This is a genomic window from Comamonas sp. MYb69 (assembly GCF_037479315.1).
GTDB lineage: Bacteria > Pseudomonadota > Gammaproteobacteria > Burkholderiales > Burkholderiaceae_C > Comamonas.
On record NZ_JBBGZG010000019.1, the window covers coordinates 26,759 to 41,444 of the forward strand.

General features: G+C 64.9%; 15 protein-coding genes and 1 pseudogene. 8 read left to right on the forward strand and 8 right to left on the reverse strand.

What is annotated here, in order from left to right:
* Positions 1–103: 103 nt before the first annotated feature.
* A complete protein-coding gene (locus WH303_RS21470; protein WP_312989951.1) occupies positions 104–1,369 on the forward strand; it encodes an Hsp70 family protein in 1,266 nt (421 codons plus the stop codon).
* Between the two features lie 21 nt (positions 1,370–1,390).
* Here the strand turns inward: WH303_RS21470 and rsmI are convergent, their stop codons facing one another.
* Positions 1,391–2,323 (reverse strand): 16S rRNA (cytidine(1402)-2'-O)-methyltransferase, encoded by a 933-nt coding sequence (gene rsmI / locus WH303_RS21475; protein WP_339521041.1) that lies wholly within the window; start codon positions 2,321–2,323, stop codon positions 1,391–1,393.
* Between rsmI and WH303_RS21480 the strand changes: the two genes are divergently transcribed.
* The 3 genes and pseudogenes from WH303_RS21480 to WH303_RS21490 all read left to right on the forward strand — a co-directional run.
* A complete protein-coding gene (locus WH303_RS21480; RefSeq protein WP_339521042.1) occupies positions 2,314–2,760 on the forward strand; it encodes a YraN family protein in 447 nt (148 codons plus the stop codon). The two genes, rsmI and WH303_RS21480, sit on opposite strands and share 10 nt — an antisense overlap.
* A 188-nt stretch (positions 2,761–2,948) precedes the next feature.
* Positions 2,949–3,548 (forward strand): SIS domain-containing protein, encoded by a 600-nt coding sequence (locus tag WH303_RS21485; protein WP_339521043.1) that lies wholly within the window; start codon positions 2,949–2,951, stop codon positions 3,546–3,548.
* Positions 3,548–4,207, forward strand: a pseudogene (locus WH303_RS21490) (BON domain-containing protein); the annotation flags it as partial. The gene WH303_RS21485 and the pseudogene WH303_RS21490, both read left to right, overlap by 1 nt.
* A 218-nt stretch (positions 4,208–4,425) precedes the next feature.
* On the opposite strand, the gene WH303_RS21495 reads toward WH303_RS21490, so the two are convergent.
* From WH303_RS21495 to WH303_RS21510, 4 genes are all read right to left on the reverse strand, one after another.
* Positions 4,426–5,352: an NAD(P)-dependent oxidoreductase gene (locus WH303_RS21495; RefSeq protein ID WP_021027360.1), complete on the reverse strand. Its 927-nt coding sequence runs from the start codon at positions 5,350–5,352 to the stop codon at positions 4,426–4,428.
* A gap of 76 nt (positions 5,353–5,428) precedes the next feature.
* The gene (locus WH303_RS21500) at positions 5,429–6,565 is read right to left on the reverse strand and encodes a PilT/PilU family type 4a pilus ATPase (RefSeq protein WP_021027361.1); all 1,137 of its coding nucleotides are present in this window, start codon (positions 6,563–6,565) and stop codon (positions 5,429–5,431) included.
* Positions 6,566–6,638: 73 nt separating this feature from the next.
* The gene (locus WH303_RS21505; RefSeq protein WP_339521044.1) at positions 6,639–7,247 is read right to left on the reverse strand and encodes a cyclic nucleotide-binding domain-containing protein; all 609 of its coding nucleotides are present in this window, start codon (positions 7,245–7,247) and stop codon (positions 6,639–6,641) included.
* 107 nt (positions 7,248–7,354) lie between these two features.
* Positions 7,355–8,398 carry a type IV pilus twitching motility protein PilT gene (locus WH303_RS21510; RefSeq protein WP_021027363.1) on the reverse strand — a complete coding sequence of 348 codons (1,044 nt, stop codon included), beginning with the start codon at positions 8,396–8,398 and terminating at the stop codon, positions 7,355–7,357.
* An 83-nt stretch (positions 8,399–8,481) separates the two neighbouring features.
* On the opposite strand from WH303_RS21510, the gene WH303_RS21515 reads away from it, so the two are divergent.
* The 3 genes from WH303_RS21515 (at position 8,482) to WH303_RS21525 (ending at position 10,952) form a co-directional block, all read left to right on the forward strand.
* Positions 8,482–9,210, forward strand: coding sequence for a YggS family pyridoxal phosphate-dependent enzyme (locus tag WH303_RS21515; protein ID WP_339521045.1), 729 nt, complete (start codon positions 8,482–8,484; stop codon positions 9,208–9,210).
* Positions 9,211–9,316: 106 nt separating this feature from the next.
* Positions 9,317–10,453 carry a pyridoxal-phosphate-dependent aminotransferase family protein gene (locus WH303_RS21520; RefSeq protein ID WP_312989947.1) on the forward strand — a complete coding sequence of 379 codons (1,137 nt, stop codon included), beginning with the start codon at positions 9,317–9,319 and terminating at the stop codon, positions 10,451–10,453.
* A gap of 82 nt (positions 10,454–10,535) precedes the next feature.
* Positions 10,536–10,952 (forward strand): FKBP-type peptidyl-prolyl cis-trans isomerase, encoded by a 417-nt coding sequence (locus tag WH303_RS21525; protein ID WP_339521046.1) that lies wholly within the window; start codon positions 10,536–10,538, stop codon positions 10,950–10,952.
* 58 nt (positions 10,953–11,010) lie between these two features.
* Here the strand turns inward: WH303_RS21525 and WH303_RS21530 are convergent, their stop codons facing one another.
* Genes WH303_RS21530 through norR form a run of 3 tightly spaced genes read right to left on the reverse strand, consistent with a single transcriptional unit; the run spans position 11,011 to position 13,259 of the window.
* Complete coding sequence (locus tag WH303_RS21530; RefSeq protein ID WP_339521047.1) at positions 11,011–11,325, reverse strand: hypothetical protein; 315 nt, start codon at positions 11,323–11,325, stop codon at positions 11,011–11,013.
* Positions 11,307–11,612, reverse strand: coding sequence for a hypothetical protein (locus WH303_RS21535; protein ID WP_339521048.1), 306 nt, complete (start codon positions 11,610–11,612; stop codon positions 11,307–11,309). The genes WH303_RS21530 and WH303_RS21535 overlap by 19 nt, the downstream gene beginning before the upstream one ends.
* A gap of 27 nt (positions 11,613–11,639) precedes the next feature.
* Entirely contained in the window at positions 11,640–13,259 is a 1,620-nt protein-coding gene (gene norR / locus WH303_RS21540; RefSeq protein WP_339521049.1) for a nitric oxide reductase transcriptional regulator NorR, read from the reverse strand.
* 141 nt (positions 13,260–13,400) lie between these two features.
* On the opposite strand from norR, the gene hmpA reads away from it, so the two are divergent.
* Complete coding sequence (gene hmpA / locus WH303_RS21545) at positions 13,401–14,576, forward strand: NO-inducible flavohemoprotein (RefSeq protein ID WP_339521050.1); 1,176 nt, start codon at positions 13,401–13,403, stop codon at positions 14,574–14,576.
* Positions 14,577–14,686: the final 110 nt, after the last annotated feature.

Genomic DNA, 14,686 nt, shown 5'->3' on the forward strand with positions numbered 1-14,686 from the left:
GGGTACAGAGGCTTTTCCCTTTTTATACCGGCACCGGATCTGCATTTTTGCAACCGGCATGCCTTGATTTTTTCGTCCGATCCCCGCGTCGGACCTGGTCTTTATGTCATCTGCATCCGCCATCTTGGGCATTGATTTCGGCACTTCCAATTCGGCCATGGCGTTCAAGGCCGACCTGGCTGCGCCCGGGCCTTCCACGCTGTTGCAGGCCGAGGGCGCTTCGCAAGCGATGCCGACGGCCGTGTTCTTCAACACCGAGGACCACAGCACCCACTACGGGCGCGATGCCGTCTCGCGCTATCTGGAGGGCACTGAAGGGCGGCTGATGCGCTCGCTCAAAAGCCTGCTGGGCAGCGCGCTGATGCAGGAGAAAACGGTGGTGCACGGCAAGCTGGTGGCCTACCAGGACATCGTGGCGCTGTTTGTGCAGCAGCTGGCGGCCACGGCCGAGCGCCAGATGGGCCATCTGCCCAGCACCGTCGTCATGGGCCGGCCGGTGCATTTTGTCGATGAGGACGCGGGGCGTGACCAAGCGGCGCAAACGGCCCTGCAGCATGCCGCGCAGGCAGCAGGCTTCAAGGATGTGCGCTTTCAGCTGGAGCCCATTGCCGCAGCGCTGGACTATGAGCAGCGCATTGCCAACGAGGCGCTGGTGCTGGTGGTCGACATTGGCGGCGGTACCTCGGACTTCACCGTGGTGCGCCTGGGCCCCGAGCGCCGCAACAAGCCCGAGCGCAGCAGCGACATTCTGGCCACCACCGGCGTGCACATTGGCGGCACCGATTTTGACCGGCGCCTGAGCCTGATGGCGGCCATGCCGCTTCTGGGCCTGCAGCATGTGGGGCCCAGCGGGCGCGAGGTGCCCAGCGCGGTCTTCCATGACTTGTCGACCTGGCACCTGATCCAGTGGCTGTACAGCCCGCAGCGCCAGCGCGAGGTGCAGGCGCTGCGCAGCAGCTACAGCGATACGGCACTGCATGACCGGCTGGTGCGGCTCTTGCAAGAGCACTGGGGCCACCGCCTGGCCAATGCGGTCGAAGAGACCAAGATCGGCCTGTCCAACCACCAGCGCGTGCAAAAGCTGGAAGTCGACTGGCTGGAGCCGGGCCTGAGTCCCGAGGTCTGGCCCGACGATCTGCAGCAATGCCTGCAGGCCTTGCTGGCCCAGGTGGCGCAGTGCGCGCTCGATTGCGTGCAGGCCGCCGGCCTGCAGCAAGGGCAGATCGATGCGATCTACCTGACCGGCGGTTCGTCGGCATTGCAGCCGCTGCGCGCAGCGCTGGCGCAGGCTTTTCCGGATACCCCACAGGTCGAGGGCGATCTGTTTGGCGGTGTGGCGGCGGGCCTGGTGCACGGCCAGGCGCTTTAAACCTCAGCGCAGCAGCGGCGATCAGTCGTCGCCTTGCTCGGCATCGCGCTTCCAGGCCAGTGCCGTGTCATACAGCGCATTGCGCGGCGCGCCCGTGATATCGGCGGCCAGCTTGACGGCGGTCTTGGTCGGCAGCTCGGCCAGCAGCAGCGCCAGCACGCGGTGGGCATCGGCCAGGCCATCGGTTTGCACCGCCTGCGGGTGCAGCAGCAGTGCAAACTCGCCCTTGCTGCGGTGCGGGTCGGCCGCCAGCCAGCCGGGCACATCGGCCGCAGGCATGGTGGCAATGTCTTCAAACTGCTTGGTCAGCTCGCGGCCCAAGGTCACGGACCGGTCCTGCAGCACGGCCAGCGCCTGGGCCAGATCGGCAATGCGGTGGGGCGCCTCCAGCAGCACGAGGGTGCGCGGGTCCTGCGCCAGTTGGGCGACGGCCTGCTGGCGCTCCTGCGCCTTGGTGGGCAGAAAACCGATAAACGCAAAGCCGCTGCTGGCGCCTTCGCCGGCCACTGCACCGGCAGCGCTGACCAGCGCGGTCACGCTGCTGGCGCCGGGCAGGGGGCTCACGCGCAGGCCCGCGCGTGCAACAGCCGCCGCCAGGCGTGCGCCCGGGTCGCTGACGCCGGGCGTGCCGGCATCGCTCACATAGGCAATGCGCTGGCCTTGCTGCAGGCGGTGGATGACCTGCTCGGCCGCCTCGGCCTCGTTGTGCTGGTGCAGCGCAATCAGCTGGCCGCCCGACTTGCCAACGCCATAGGCGCGTAGCATGCTGTGGGTGTGGCGGGTGTCCTCGCAGGCGACGGCATCGGCCAGCTCCAGCACATGCAGCGCGCGCAGGGTGATGTCGGCCAGGTTGCCGATGGGCGTGGCCACCACATACAGGGTGGAGGCAGGGTAGTGCTGGGTGCCGGCGGCAGCCTGGGCTGCTTGCAAAGCGGAGGTGAAAGATGCAGACACCGTGGAAGATCCTTGAAAAATGGCGCGGCCAGGGCCCGTCTGCTGCATCGCCCGGCGCCACCAGCGAAGGGGCAGACAACAGCAAGCTGCGTGGCCAGCAGGCAGAAGATGCCGCGCTCCATTATCTCCAACAACAGGGGCTGCGCCTTTTGGCGCGCAATTACCGCACGCCCGGGCGCGGCGGCGGGGAGATCGATCTGGTGATGCAGGAGCGCGATGGAACCGTCGTGTTTGTCGAGGTGCGCCAGCGCCAGCACAGCGGCTTTGGCGGTGCGGGCGGCAGCATTGGCAGCACCAAGCAGCGGCGCATCATCCTGGCCGCCCGCCACTACCTGGCCAGCCTGCGCCAGCAGCCGGCCTGCCGTTTCGATGCGGTGCTGGTCGAGCAGGAGATCGTCTGGCTGCGGGCGGCCTTTGATGTGCCCGAAGGGGGCTAGGGCCCTCTGCGAAATTCGCTGCTGGATCTGAACGCGGGCTCGGGCGATCCGCGCCCATCCCATGTGGCGAGGGTGGTGCAAAGGGCCCTGAAGCGCGCAGTTGCTGGGCTTTGCATGCGCATGGAGACCGAGAAAAGTCATCATCCCGACCCGAGGGGGAAACCGGCCAAGGTTATCATCGGGCCTCCATGCTTGAGCAACACATCCAACAGCACTTTATCGATAGCGCCGATCTCCACTACCAGGTGTCACAGGAGATGAGCGAAAGCGTCGCCAGCGCGGTCTACGCGCTGCTCGCCTGTGTGACCAGCGGCAACAAGGTGATGTGCTGCGGCAATGGCCTGTCCTGGGCGCAGGCGGCGCAATTTGCCGCCATGTGCGTCAGCGGCATGGAGCGCGAGCGCCCCGAGCTGGCGGCCTTGGTGCTCGACAACGATGCACTGGCGCAGGCCCAGCTGGGCAGCAGCCTCACGCCCGAAGGCCTGCCGCAGGCGCTGGCGCGCCAGGTGCGAACTTTGGGCCAGCTTGGCGATCTACTGCTGGTCATCAGTGCCGATGGCCATGACAGGGCCCTGTTGGCTGCGATCGAGGCGGCGCATGAGCGCGACATGTCGGCCGTGGTGCTGACCGGTCGCAGCGGTGGCCTGCTGGCCAATGCCTTGAGCGAAACCGATGTACTGATGCGCGTGCCGCATGACCGCAGCACCCGCGTGCGCGAGGTGCACCAGCTGGTGCTGCACTGTCTGATTGACGGAATCGATACCCAATTGTTAGGAGAAGAGGAATGATGCCTGTGTCTTGGAAGCGATTGACCCTGTGTCTGGTGGCGGCTGGCGCCGTCGCTGGGGCCGTGTCCGGCTGCGTTCCGCTGGTGATCGGCGGCGCTGCCGTCGGCGGCACGGTGATGGCGATCGACCGCCGCACCGCCGGCATCCAGGTGGAGGACGAGAGCATTGAGATGCGCGTGGCCAGCGCCATCCGCGAGCGTGCCGGCAATGACGGGCATATCAATGTCACCAGCTACAACCGCCAGGTGCTGCTGACCGGTGAAGCGCCCAACGAGGCCTTCAAGCAAAAGGCCGAAGAGGCCGCCAAGACCGCGCAGAATGTGCGCTCCGTCGTCAACGACGTGGGTGTGATGTTCAACTCCAGCCTGTCGCAGCGCTCGACCGATACGCTGATCACCGGCAAGGTGCGCGCGAGCATCATCGATGCCAAGGACCTGAGCTCCAGCGCCATCAAGGTGGTGACCGAGCGCAATGTGGTCTACCTGATGGGCCGCGTGACCGAGCGCGAATCCAAGCGCGCGGCCGAAATCGCCCGGGGCGTGGCCAATGTGCAAAAGGTGGTGCGCGTGTTCGAGGTGATCAGCGAGGAAGAGCTCAAGTCCCTCAGCAACAACCGCAGCACCGGCAATGCCGCCCCGGTCGTCAACGACAGCAGCGCATCGGCCATCACCACCCAGCCTGCGACCGTGGTGCCCGCGCCTGCCGCCGCACCGGCAGCGCCTGCGGCAGCACCCGTGTCGACGGGCGTGACCACCTCGCCGGTCAACACCACGCCGGTGCAACCGCTCAACGATGGTTTCACGACCAAGCCCTGATCTGCACAGATCCTCCAGCAAAAAGGCCGCATCAGCGGCCTTTTTGCATGGGGTGATCCGTTTCAGGCCTTCTTGCCCAGGCGGGTGATCAGGCTCGACGTATCCCAGCGGTTGCCGCCCGATTGCTGCACATCGGCATAGAACTGGTCGACCAGGGCCGTGAGCGGCAGCCGCGAGCCATTGCGCTTGGCCTCGTCGAGCACCAGGCCCAGGTCCTTGCGCATCCAGTCCACGGCAAAGCCAAAGTCGAACTTGCCCTCGACCATGGTCTTGCCCCGGTTTTCCATCTGCCAGCTTTGCGCTGCGCCCTTGCTGACCACATCCAGCACCTGGGGCATGTCCAGGCCGGCATTCATGCCAAAGGCAATCGCCTCGGACAGGCCTTGCACGACACCGGCGATGCAGATCTGGTTGACCATCTTGGCCAGCTGGCCCGCGCCGCTGCTGCCCAGCAAGGTGAAGGCGCGCGAGAAGGCCATGGCCACCGGCTTGACGGTGTTGAACACGGCCTCATCGCCACCGCACATGACGGTGAGCTGGCCGTTGACGGCACCGGCCTGGCCGCCGGAGACGGGCGCATCGATAAAGTGCAGGCCCTGGGCCTGGGCCGCGGCATACAGCTCGCGGGCCACATTGGCCGAGGCGGTGGTGTGGTCGACAAAGATGGCGCCGGGCTTCATGCCGGCCAGCGCGCCATCGGCGCCCAGTACGACCGAGCGCAGGTCATCGTCATTGCCGACGCAGCAGAACACGATGTCGGCGCCGGCAACGGCCTCGCGCGGCGTGGCCGCATGGCGGGGTGCCTTGGAGCTGGCAAATTCGTCGCACCAGCCTTGCGCCTTTTGCGCGGTGCGGTTGTAGACGGTGACCGCGTGCCCGGCCTGGGCCAAGTGGCCCGCCATGGGGTAGCCCATGACGCCCAGGCCCAGGAAGGCGACGTTCAGGGAAGGGGTGCTGTCATAGCTGCGTGCTTGAATACTCGATGCCATTGTGGTGACTCCAAAAAGAGCGGCACCCAAGGCGGGCCTGGGTGCCGTGTCGCTGAAAACCCAAAACGCTGACAGCTTAAACGATTGTCAGGTGCTCCGTGCCCTCGGCCAGGTCGCTGCGCTTGGCGCGCTGGCTGCCCAGCTTGATCTGCAGGCGCAGGTCGTTGACCGAGTCAGCGTTGCGCAGCGCGTCTTCGTAGGTGATCATGTTGGCCTCGTAGAGGTCAAACAGCGCCTGGTCAAAGGTCTGCATGCCCAGGTTGCGGCTCTTTTTCATGATCTCCTTGATCTCGCCCACCTCGCCCTTGAAGATCATGTCGGAGATCAGCGGCGAGTTGAGCATCACTTCCACCGCAGCCACCCGGCCCTTGCTGTCCTGCTTGCTCAAAAGGCGCTGCGACACCAGGCCGCGCAGGTTGAGCGACAGGTCCATCAGCAGCTGCGCGCGGCGTTCTTCGGGGAAGAAGTTGATGATCCGGTCGAGCGCCTGATTGGCGCTGTTGGCGTGCAGGGTGGCCAGGCACAGGTGACCGGTTTCGGCAAAGGCCACCGCGTGCTCCATGGTTTCGCGGTCGCGGATTTCGCCCATCAGGATGACGTCGGGCGCCTGGCGCAAGGTGTTTTTCAGCGCCGCCTCCCAGTTGTCGGTGTCCAGGCCCACTTCGCGCTGGGTCACGATGCAGTTCTTGTGCGGGTGGACAAATTCCACCGGGTCTTCGACGGTGATGATGTGGCCGTGGGAGTTCTCGTTGCGCCAGTCGACCATCGCCGCCAAGGTGGTGGACTTGCCCGAGCCGGTGGCGCCCACCATGATGCACAGGCCGCGCTTGGTCATCGCCAGGTCCTTGAGCACCTGGGGCACGCCCAGGCCGTCAATCGTTGGCAGGGTCAATGGAATGGTCCGCAGCACGAGACCCACATGGCCTTGCTGCATGAAGGCATTGACCCGGAAGCGCCCGATGCCCGAGGGCGAGATCGCGAAATTGCATTCCTTGGTCTTTTCGAACTCGGCGACCTGCTTGTCGCTCATGATCGAGCGGGCCAGCGTCAGCGAGTGGGTGGGCGACAGCGGCTGGCTGGAGACCTTGGTGACCTTGCCATCGATCTTGATGGCCGGCGGAAAGTCAGCGGTGATGAACAAATCGCTGCCATTGCGCTGCACCATCAGCTTCAACAGGTCGTTGATGAACTTACTGGCCTGATCCCGTTCCATGACAATCCTCTCTGCGCTCCGTTATTGTTGCGGATGCAGCAGAAGCGCCCTGGAAACGGCCGCCCTGAGGGGCTCAGGGCTCGATCCGGGCGCTGGTCTGCCGCAGCCGCGTGGAGAGTTTGCGCGTGAACAGGGCCAGCAAATAGGCGGCCGTGGACGCGTCCAACTCCATCATGGCATCCAGTGTATCGGCCTTCAGCACGGCCAGTGCACAGTCGGTGGTGGTGGTGCACGAAGAAAAACGCGGACTGCTGTCAAACAGAGACATTTCGCCCAGCACTTCGCCGGGGTGGGTGTCGGCCAGATGCACAGTCTGACCATTGGCGAGTTGCCGATCGACCCGCACCTGGCCGCTCAGCACGATCAGCAGGTAGTCGCCCAGCTCGCCTTGCTGGATCAGGGTTTGCCCGGCCGGCACCTGGTAGAACTCCAGGTACTGCACCATCTGGTCGATAAAGGGCGATTGCAGCAAGGACAGTGCCGCATCCTGGGCCCAGACCATGCGCAGCGCCGTGGCCGGGTCGGCCGGGGCCAGCAGCTGGGCGTGGATGGCTTTGCGGCGCTGGCTCCACAGCACATAGGGGACCTCCGACGTGCTGGCCTGCTGGAAACCATGGAGGAAGAAGCCGGTGTCTGCCTCGGCGGCATCGTCTGCCGGGGATGCGGAATGCAAGCGGTTCATGGCCCAGGGTCTCCTTTGATCCCGCAAAGCATAAAGGGCACCTGCGGTACTGGCAATGACCGCTGGTGCCCTTCGTGCAACCGTTTGTCAGTTGGTGACTGCGGCGATCAGCCCGGGAAGTTCTCCGGCGTCTTCGCCTTGGCGCGGGCCTCGGCCGGGCTGATCACATTGCGGCGCACCAGGTCGGTCAGGTTCTGGTCCAGCGTCTGCATGCCCATGCTATTGCTGGTCTGGATGGTGGAATACATCTGCGCGACCTTGGCCTCGCGGATCAGGTTGCGGATGGCGGGGGTGCCCAGCATGATCTCGTGCGCGGCCACGCGGCCCTGACCGTCCTTGGTCTTGCACAGGGTCTGGGAGATCACGGCCTGCAGCGATTCGGACAGCATCGCGCGGACCATTTCCTTTTCTTCGGCGGGGAAGACGTCGATGATCCGGTCAATGGTCTTGGCGGCGCTGGAGGTGTGCAGGGTGCCGAACACCAAGTGGCCGGTTTCTGCGGCCGTCATCGCCAGGCGGATGGTTTCCAGGTCACGCATTTCGCCCACCAGGATCGCGTCCGGGTCTTCACGCAGCGCAGAGCGCAGCGCTGCGCTGAACGACAGCGTCTGCGGGCCCACTTCGCGCTGGTTGATCAGGCATTTCTTGGACTCGTGCACGAATTCGATCGGGTCTTCCACCGTCAGGATGTGGCCGTACTCGTTTTCGTTGAGGTAGTTGACCATGGCCGCCAAGGTGGTGGACTTGCCCGAGCCGGTCGGCCCGGTCACCAGCACCAGGCCGCGCGGCTTGAGCGACAGGTCGGCAAAGATCTTGGGGGCGTTGAGCTGCTCCAGGGTCAGGATCTTGCTCGGAATGGTCCGGAACACGGCACCGGAGCCGCGGTTCTGGTTGAAGGCATTGACGCGGAAACGGGCCAGGCCTTCGATCTCGAACGAGAAGTCGACTTCGAGAAACTCTTCATACTGCTTGCGCTGGGCATCGCTCATGATGTCGTAGACCATCGCATGGACCTGTTTGTGGTCCAGCGGATCGACATTGATGCGGCGCACATCGCCATGGACCCGGATCATCGGCGGCAGGCCTGCAGACAGGTGCAAGTCCGACGCTTTATTTTTGACACTGAATGCCAGCAATTGGGTGATATCCACTGCAGTTCCCTCGTTGTTTTGGTACGCTTTGCGTGCAAGGCCTCGTTGTCAACCAGTTCCAAGGCCGTGCATATTTTTACATTATGAGCACGATTCCCGAAAAAATTCAGCAGGTTCGCCTGCAAATCGACAACGCCTGTCGTGCCAGCGGCCGGCCCGAGGGCAGCGTGCAGCTGCTGGCCGTCTCCAAGACCTTTGGCGTGGACGCCATTGCCGAGGCGGCCGAAACCGGCCAGCGCGCCTTTGGCGAAAACTACATCCAGGAAGCGGTCGAGAAGATCCGCTACTTTGCCGAGCATGACAGCTGGAAGGACCAGGGCCTCATCTGGCACTGCATTGGCCCGATCCAGAGCAACAAGACGCGCCTGGTGGCCGAGCACTTTGACTGGGTGCATACGGTGGACCGGCTCAAGACGGCCGAGCGCCTCTCCGCCCAGCGGCCCGCGCAGCTGGCACCGCTGCAGATCTGCATCCAGCTCAATGTCGATGGCGGCATCACCAAGTCTGGCGTCGCGCCGGCCGAAGCCGCGGCGCTGGTGCAGCAGATTGCGCGGCTGCCCCAGCTGCAGCTGCGCGGCGTGATGAGCATCCCCGATGTGCTGCCCGACTTTGCCGCCCAGCTGGCCGTGCACCAGCGCGTCAAGGCCGTGTTCGATGACATCGCCGCACTGGGCCTGCCGCAGCTGGCGCAGTGGGACACCATCTCGCTGGGCATGACGGCTGATCTGCAGGCCGCCGTTGAGGCCGGCTCGACGATGGTGCGTGTGGGCAGCGGCATCTTTGGCCAGCGCGACTACGGCAGCGCCCACTGAAGGGCCCCCTCTGCCAACCCGCCAGCCCCGCAGCAGCGCTTGAAGCTGCGTGCTAAGCTGGCCCCCGATTGTTCTGTGTACCCCCTCAAATAGACAGGAGACCTCCATGCCAGGATTGCTACCCGACGTTGACCCCGATGGCCTGTTGGAGTTTTCGGTGGTCTACACCGACCGCGCGCTCAACCACATGTCGCACCGCTTCATTGGTGTGATGGGCGAGGTGCTGCGCATCCTCAAGACCACCTACCACGCACACACGGCCGTGATCGTGCCGGGTAGCGGCACCTTTGGCATGGAGGCCGTCGCCCGCCAGTTTGCCAACCGCGCCAAGGTGCTGATTGTGCGCAATGGCTGGTTCAGCTACCGCTGGACGCAGATTTTCGACGAAGGCGGCCTGGGCGGCAGCGCGGTGATCTGCAAGGCCCGCCCCCAGGGCACGGGCCCGCAGGATGCCTGGGCCCCCTGCCCGGCCGAAGAAGTGGCCGCCGCGATCCGCAAGGAAAAGCCCCAGGTGGTGTTTGCCCCGCATGTCGAGACGGCCAGCGGCATTGTGCTGCCCGACGACTACATCCAGACCATCAGCGCCGCCGCGCATGAGGTCGGCGCGCTGATGGTGCTCGACTGCGTGGCCAGCGGCGCCATCTGGGTGGACATGCAAAAGACCGGTGTCGATGTGCTGATCACCGCGCCGCAAAAGGGCTGGAGCGGCCCGCCTTGCTGCGCGATGGTGATGCTGTCCGAGCGCGCGCGCAAGGCCATCGAAGACACCAAGAGCAGCAGCTTCTCTTGCGACCTGAAGAAGTGGATGCAGATTGCCGAGGGCTATGAAAAGGGCCAGCATGCCTACCACGCGACCATGCCCACCGATTCGCTGGTGCAGCTGAGCAAGGTGATGCAGGAGGCCGAGGCCTATGGCCTGGACAAGCTGCGCGAGGAGCAGACCCAGCTGGGCAAGGAAGTGCGCGCACTGCTCAAGGCACGCGGCTTTCCGAGCGTGGCGGCGCCAGGTTTTGAGGCGCCCGGCGTGGTCGTCAGCTTCACCACCGACCCCGAGATCCAGAACAGCAAGAAGTTCGCCAGCGTGGGCCTGCAGACCGCCGCTGGCGTGCCGCTGATGTGCGACGAAGGGCCGGAGTTCAAGACCTTCCGCATCGGCCTGTTTGGCCTGGACAAATGGCACAACGTCGATCGCACCGTGGGCCATCTGCGCCAGGCGCTCGATGGTTTGGGTATCAAGGGTTAACTTGTGTTTTTAACGCGTTCTGCGCCTGCTATCCGGGTGCAGAATGCTGGTTTTTCTGAAGAACATTGGATTGGATTTCGCCATGAAAGCATTGACCGCCAGCGCCCTGTTCGCTGCCATCGCCCTGACCGCTGGCTTTGCCCAGGCACAAAGCAAGCCTGTGACGACCAAGAGCGGCCTGGTGTTTGAAAGCATCAAGGACGGCACCGGCGTCAGCCCCAAGAAGGAAGATACCGTCAAGGTGCACTACAAGGGCACCTTCCCCGACAGCGGCAAGGAGTTCGACAGCTCCTACAAGCGCGGTGAACCGATCGAATTCTCGCTGGGTGGCGTGATCCCCTGCTGGACCGAAGGTCTGCAGCTGATGAAGGTTGGCGGCAAGGCCAAGCTGACCTGCCCGGCCTCCATCGCCTATGGCGCCCGTGGCGCGGGCGGCGTGATCCCGCCGAACGCCACCTTGAACTTTGAAGTGGAACTGCTGGGCGTCAAGGGCCGCTAAGCCGCGCTTCCCACACGCTGTAGAGCCTTCGCGTCTTGCTGGCGCGGAGGCTTTTTATTTAGTCGCTTTTACTGTCAGTGGGCATCAATGCGTCCTTGTTGCGCAGCGCCTCGACCAAGGCCAAGGTGCCCGGGTAGTCCGGAATCAGCCGGAGCGCAGCATTTTTGAGCTGGCCTAAGCGATCACGACTCTTGAGCGTGCCTTGTGCATGCAGCGTTAGCGATGCATCGACCAACTGCTGCAACTCATCTGGGGTCGGCTTGGCAAGCAGAGTCAAAGCGGAATAGCGTTGAAACGCGCGTTTGGCGGCCATTCGCTGCACACGGCATTCGGGGCAATGCACGCAGTCGGCGTCTACGTAAAACTGCAGCACTTCAAACCAGTGTCTTTGTTCGGCCGCAAAAAGAGGAAGGGACGCTGGCAATTGCGACAGGTTTTGCGTATGTCGACATAGCACTCGCGCGGGAAGATGCTGAAATTCTGCTTGCTGGTATCCGCCATCAGCACCGATTCTGGAAAAATCTCCTCGGATTTATAGGACCAATGGCACTGCAAAATGGCCTCTTCTGAGACGCCTTGCACATGCGATGGCATGGGTGCACTTCCATAGCGCGGGTGCGGTACAAAGTCAGTTGACTGGCTGTGCTTTTTCTTTTTCATGTGCCTCATGTGCGGATGCTGTCCGGCTTAGTGTCGCTCAATCCCCAGTCGCTTGGCCAGCCGCTGCAGGTTGGCGCGGTCCAGTTGCAGCTCGCGCGCTGCTGCCGCCCAGTTGCCGTTGTGGCGGGCCAGGCTGGCGCTGAGCAGCCGGCGCTCGTAGCGTTCCACCTGGGCGCGCAGGCCCAAGGTCTCGGCGCTGGCGGCTAGCCCTTCGGCCACTTCGGCCATTTCGGACGCGCGCAGGGGCGCGATAAGGCCCGTTGCCTGCTGGCCGGGCGGCAGCGGTGCGGCGGCGGCGCCGTCCCAGAGGTCTTCCTCGCCAATGCTCAGCATGCGCGGTTTGCTGCTGTCCTTGCGCTGGCCCAGGGTGCGGCTGAGCGCCTTGAGCACGGCGCGGCTGATGCAGTGCTCCAGCTCGCGCACATTGCCGGGCCAGGGGTAGCGCAGCAGGGCGGCCTGGGCGGCGGCATCGAGCCGCAGGCCGCCCAGTTGCAGGCGGGCGCGGTTCTCTTCGAGAAAGCAGCCGGCGAGGACCAGGGTGTCGCTGTCCCGCGCACGCAGCGGCGGCACCACGACCGGGTAGACGCAGAGGCGGTGGTAGAAATCGGCGCGCATACGGCCGGCCTGCACTTCGGCGGCCAGGTCGCGGTTGGTGGCGGCGATCACGCGCACATCGACCTGGTGCTCGCGGTCCGAGCCCAGGCGCTGCAGCTGGCCGCTTTGCAGCACGCGCAGCAGCTTGGCCTGCACCGACAGCGACAGCTCGCCGACCTCGTCGAGGAACAGGCTGCCGTGCTGGGCCTGCTCAAACTTGCCGCGCCGCTCGCTCAACGCGCCGGTGAAGGCGCCGCGCACATGGCCGAACAGCTCGCTCTCGACCAGGTTGTCGGGCAGCGCGGCGCAGTTGATGCTGACCAGCGGTTGTGCCGCGCGCGGCGACTGCGCATGCACGGCCTGGGCGACCAGCTCCTTGCCGGTGCCGGTCTCGCCGGTGATCAGCACGCACAGGTCGCTGGCGGCGACCAGTGCAATGCTGCTTTGCAGTTGGCGGATGGCCGGACTGGTGCCCAGGATCTGGCGGCTGCGATCCGCACCCGGGCTGCGCGGCGCCGGCGCGCTGGCGCTGCGCGCGGCCTGGGACAGCTGCTGCACGCGCTCGGCCGTGGCCACGGTGGCGGCGGCCAGGTTGCTGAAGGCCTGCAGCAGTTCGAGCGCATTGCCATCGGCAAAACGGTCGGGCTCCAGCGCATCCAGGGTCAACAGGCCCCAGGCGAGGCCCCCGGTCTGCAGCACGCAGCCCATGCAGTCATGCACATGCAGCTCGTCCGGGGTGGTGATCAGGCCGTCATAGGGGTCGGGCAGGGGGCTGTCGGGCGCAAAGCGCATGGCCTGGCCGGCGGCCAGCAGCTGGGCCAGGCGCGGATGCTCGGCCACCTTGAAGCGCCGGCCCAGCGTATCGGGCACCAGGCCATCGATGGCCACGGGCTCGAGCCACTCGCCGTTGAGGCGCAGCAGCGCCACCGCATCGGCGGGCAGCAGGGTGCGCAAGGCCGCGAGCAGGCGGCGCAGGCGCTCACGCTCGGGCAGCTCCTGGGCCAGATCGGCCACCAGCGGAATCACGGCGTTGAGAATTTTGGAGGATGTCAAAACGACTCTAGGTGTCAAAAACACAGCATTTAGGTGATGTCAGTATGACTGCATGCATTGTGCAAGATATTGATATTCCACAAACCCGGTGTTGGCACGCTGCATGCATTGTCAAGACCAACCACATGCAAGGAGAGTTAGATGCTGAGCGATAGCCAAAAACAGATCATCCAGGCCACCGTCCCGCTGCTGGAGACCGGCGGCGAGGCGCTGACCACGCACTTCTACCAGATGATGCTGAGCGAGTACCCCGAGGTGCGCCCGCTGTTCAACCAGGCCCACCAGCAAAGCGGTGCCCAGCCCCGCGCACTGGCGCACAGCGTGTTGATGTATGCCAAGCACATCGACAAGCTGGAGAACCTGGGCGACCTGCCCGCCCAGATCATCAACAAGCATGTGGCGCTGCAGGTGCAGCCGGACCAGTACCAGATCGTTGGCAGCTGCCTGCTGCGCGCGATCCGCGAGGTGCTGGGCGCCGAGATCGCCACCGATGCGGTGATCGATGCCTGGGCCGCTGCCTACACCCAGCTGGCCGACATCCTGATCGCTGCCGAGGCCAAGGCCTATGACGACATTGCCCATACGGAAGGCGGCTGGCGCGGTGCGCGTACTTTCAAGTTGGTGCAAAAGGTGGCCGAGAGCGCCGAGATCAGCTCCTTCTACCTGGAGCCGGTCGACGGCAAGGCCGTGATCGCCCACCAGCCGGGCCAGTACATCGGCCTGCGCGCCATCGTGGGTGGCACCGAGCAGCGCCGCAACTACTCGCTGTCGGCCCCGAGCAATGGCCGCAGCTACCGCATCAGCGTCAAGCGCGAGCCCGGTGGCAAGGTCTCCAACTACCTGCATGACCTGCAAGTGGGCGACACCCTGGAGCTGTTTGCACCGGCCGGCCATTTCACCTTGCAGGCGAGCGAGCGCCCGCTGGTGCTGATCAGCGGCGGCGTGGGCATCACCCCCACGTTGCCGATGCTCGAAGCCGCGCTGCAGACCGAGCGCCCCATCACCTTTATCCACTGCGCCCGGGACAGCGCCGTGCATGCCTTCCGCCCGCAGATCGATGCGCTGGCCCAGGCGCACCGCCAGCTGCAGCCGCTCTATGTGTACGACAAGGTGGCCGACGGCGAGGCGGTTGCTGCCCAGGGCCATCTGACCGAGGACCTGCTGGGCCAGTGGCTGCCCGCATCGCGCGATGCCGATGTCTACTTTCTCGGCCCCAAGCCCTTTATGCGCTCGGTCAAGGCCTCGCTGCGCAAGCTCGGCGTGCCCGATGCCCAGGTGCGCTATGAGTTCTTTGGCCCAGCCGAGGCGCTGGCCTGATCGCAAGCATCTGAAGCGCTGAGGCGCGCGGCATCGACCGCGCCACATGCAAAAACCCGAGCCATGCTTGCCTGGAAAGGCCCGCCTGGGTCGGGTTTTTGTTTTACCGG

Excerpts from the sequence above, each read along its gene's own strand:
- WH303_RS21505 (WP_339521044.1), bottom strand. The coding sequence starts at position 7,247 with ATGAACCGCTTGCATTCCGCATCCCCGGCAGACGATGCCGCCGAGGCA.
- WH303_RS21535 (WP_339521048.1), bottom strand. The coding sequence starts at position 11,612 with ATGAAAAAGAAAAAGCACAGCCAGTCAACTGACTTTGTACCGCACCCG.
- WH303_RS21520 (WP_312989947.1), top strand. The coding sequence starts at position 9,317 with ATGCCAGGATTGCTACCCGACGTTGACCCCGATGGCCTGTTGGAGTTT.
- WH303_RS21485 (WP_339521043.1), top strand. The coding sequence starts at position 2,949 with ATGCTTGAGCAACACATCCAACAGCACTTTATCGATAGCGCCGATCTC.
- WH303_RS21515 (WP_339521045.1), top strand. The coding sequence starts at position 8,482 with ATGAGCACGATTCCCGAAAAAATTCAGCAGGTTCGCCTGCAAATCGAC.
- WH303_RS21500 (WP_021027361.1), bottom strand. The coding sequence starts at position 6,565 with ATGGAACGGGATCAGGCCAGTAAGTTCATCAACGACCTGTTGAAGCTG.
- WH303_RS21470 (WP_312989951.1), top strand. The coding sequence starts at position 104 with ATGTCATCTGCATCCGCCATCTTGGGCATTGATTTCGGCACTTCCAAT.
- WH303_RS21495 (WP_021027360.1), bottom strand. The coding sequence starts at position 5,352 with ATGGCATCGAGTATTCAAGCACGCAGCTATGACAGCACCCCTTCCCTG.
- WH303_RS21525 (WP_339521046.1), top strand. The coding sequence starts at position 10,536 with ATGAAAGCATTGACCGCCAGCGCCCTGTTCGCTGCCATCGCCCTGACC.
- hmpA (WP_339521050.1), top strand. The coding sequence starts at position 13,401 with ATGCTGAGCGATAGCCAAAAACAGATCATCCAGGCCACCGTCCCGCTG.
- WH303_RS21480 (WP_339521042.1), top strand. The coding sequence starts at position 2,314 with ATGCAGACACCGTGGAAGATCCTTGAAAAATGGCGCGGCCAGGGCCCG.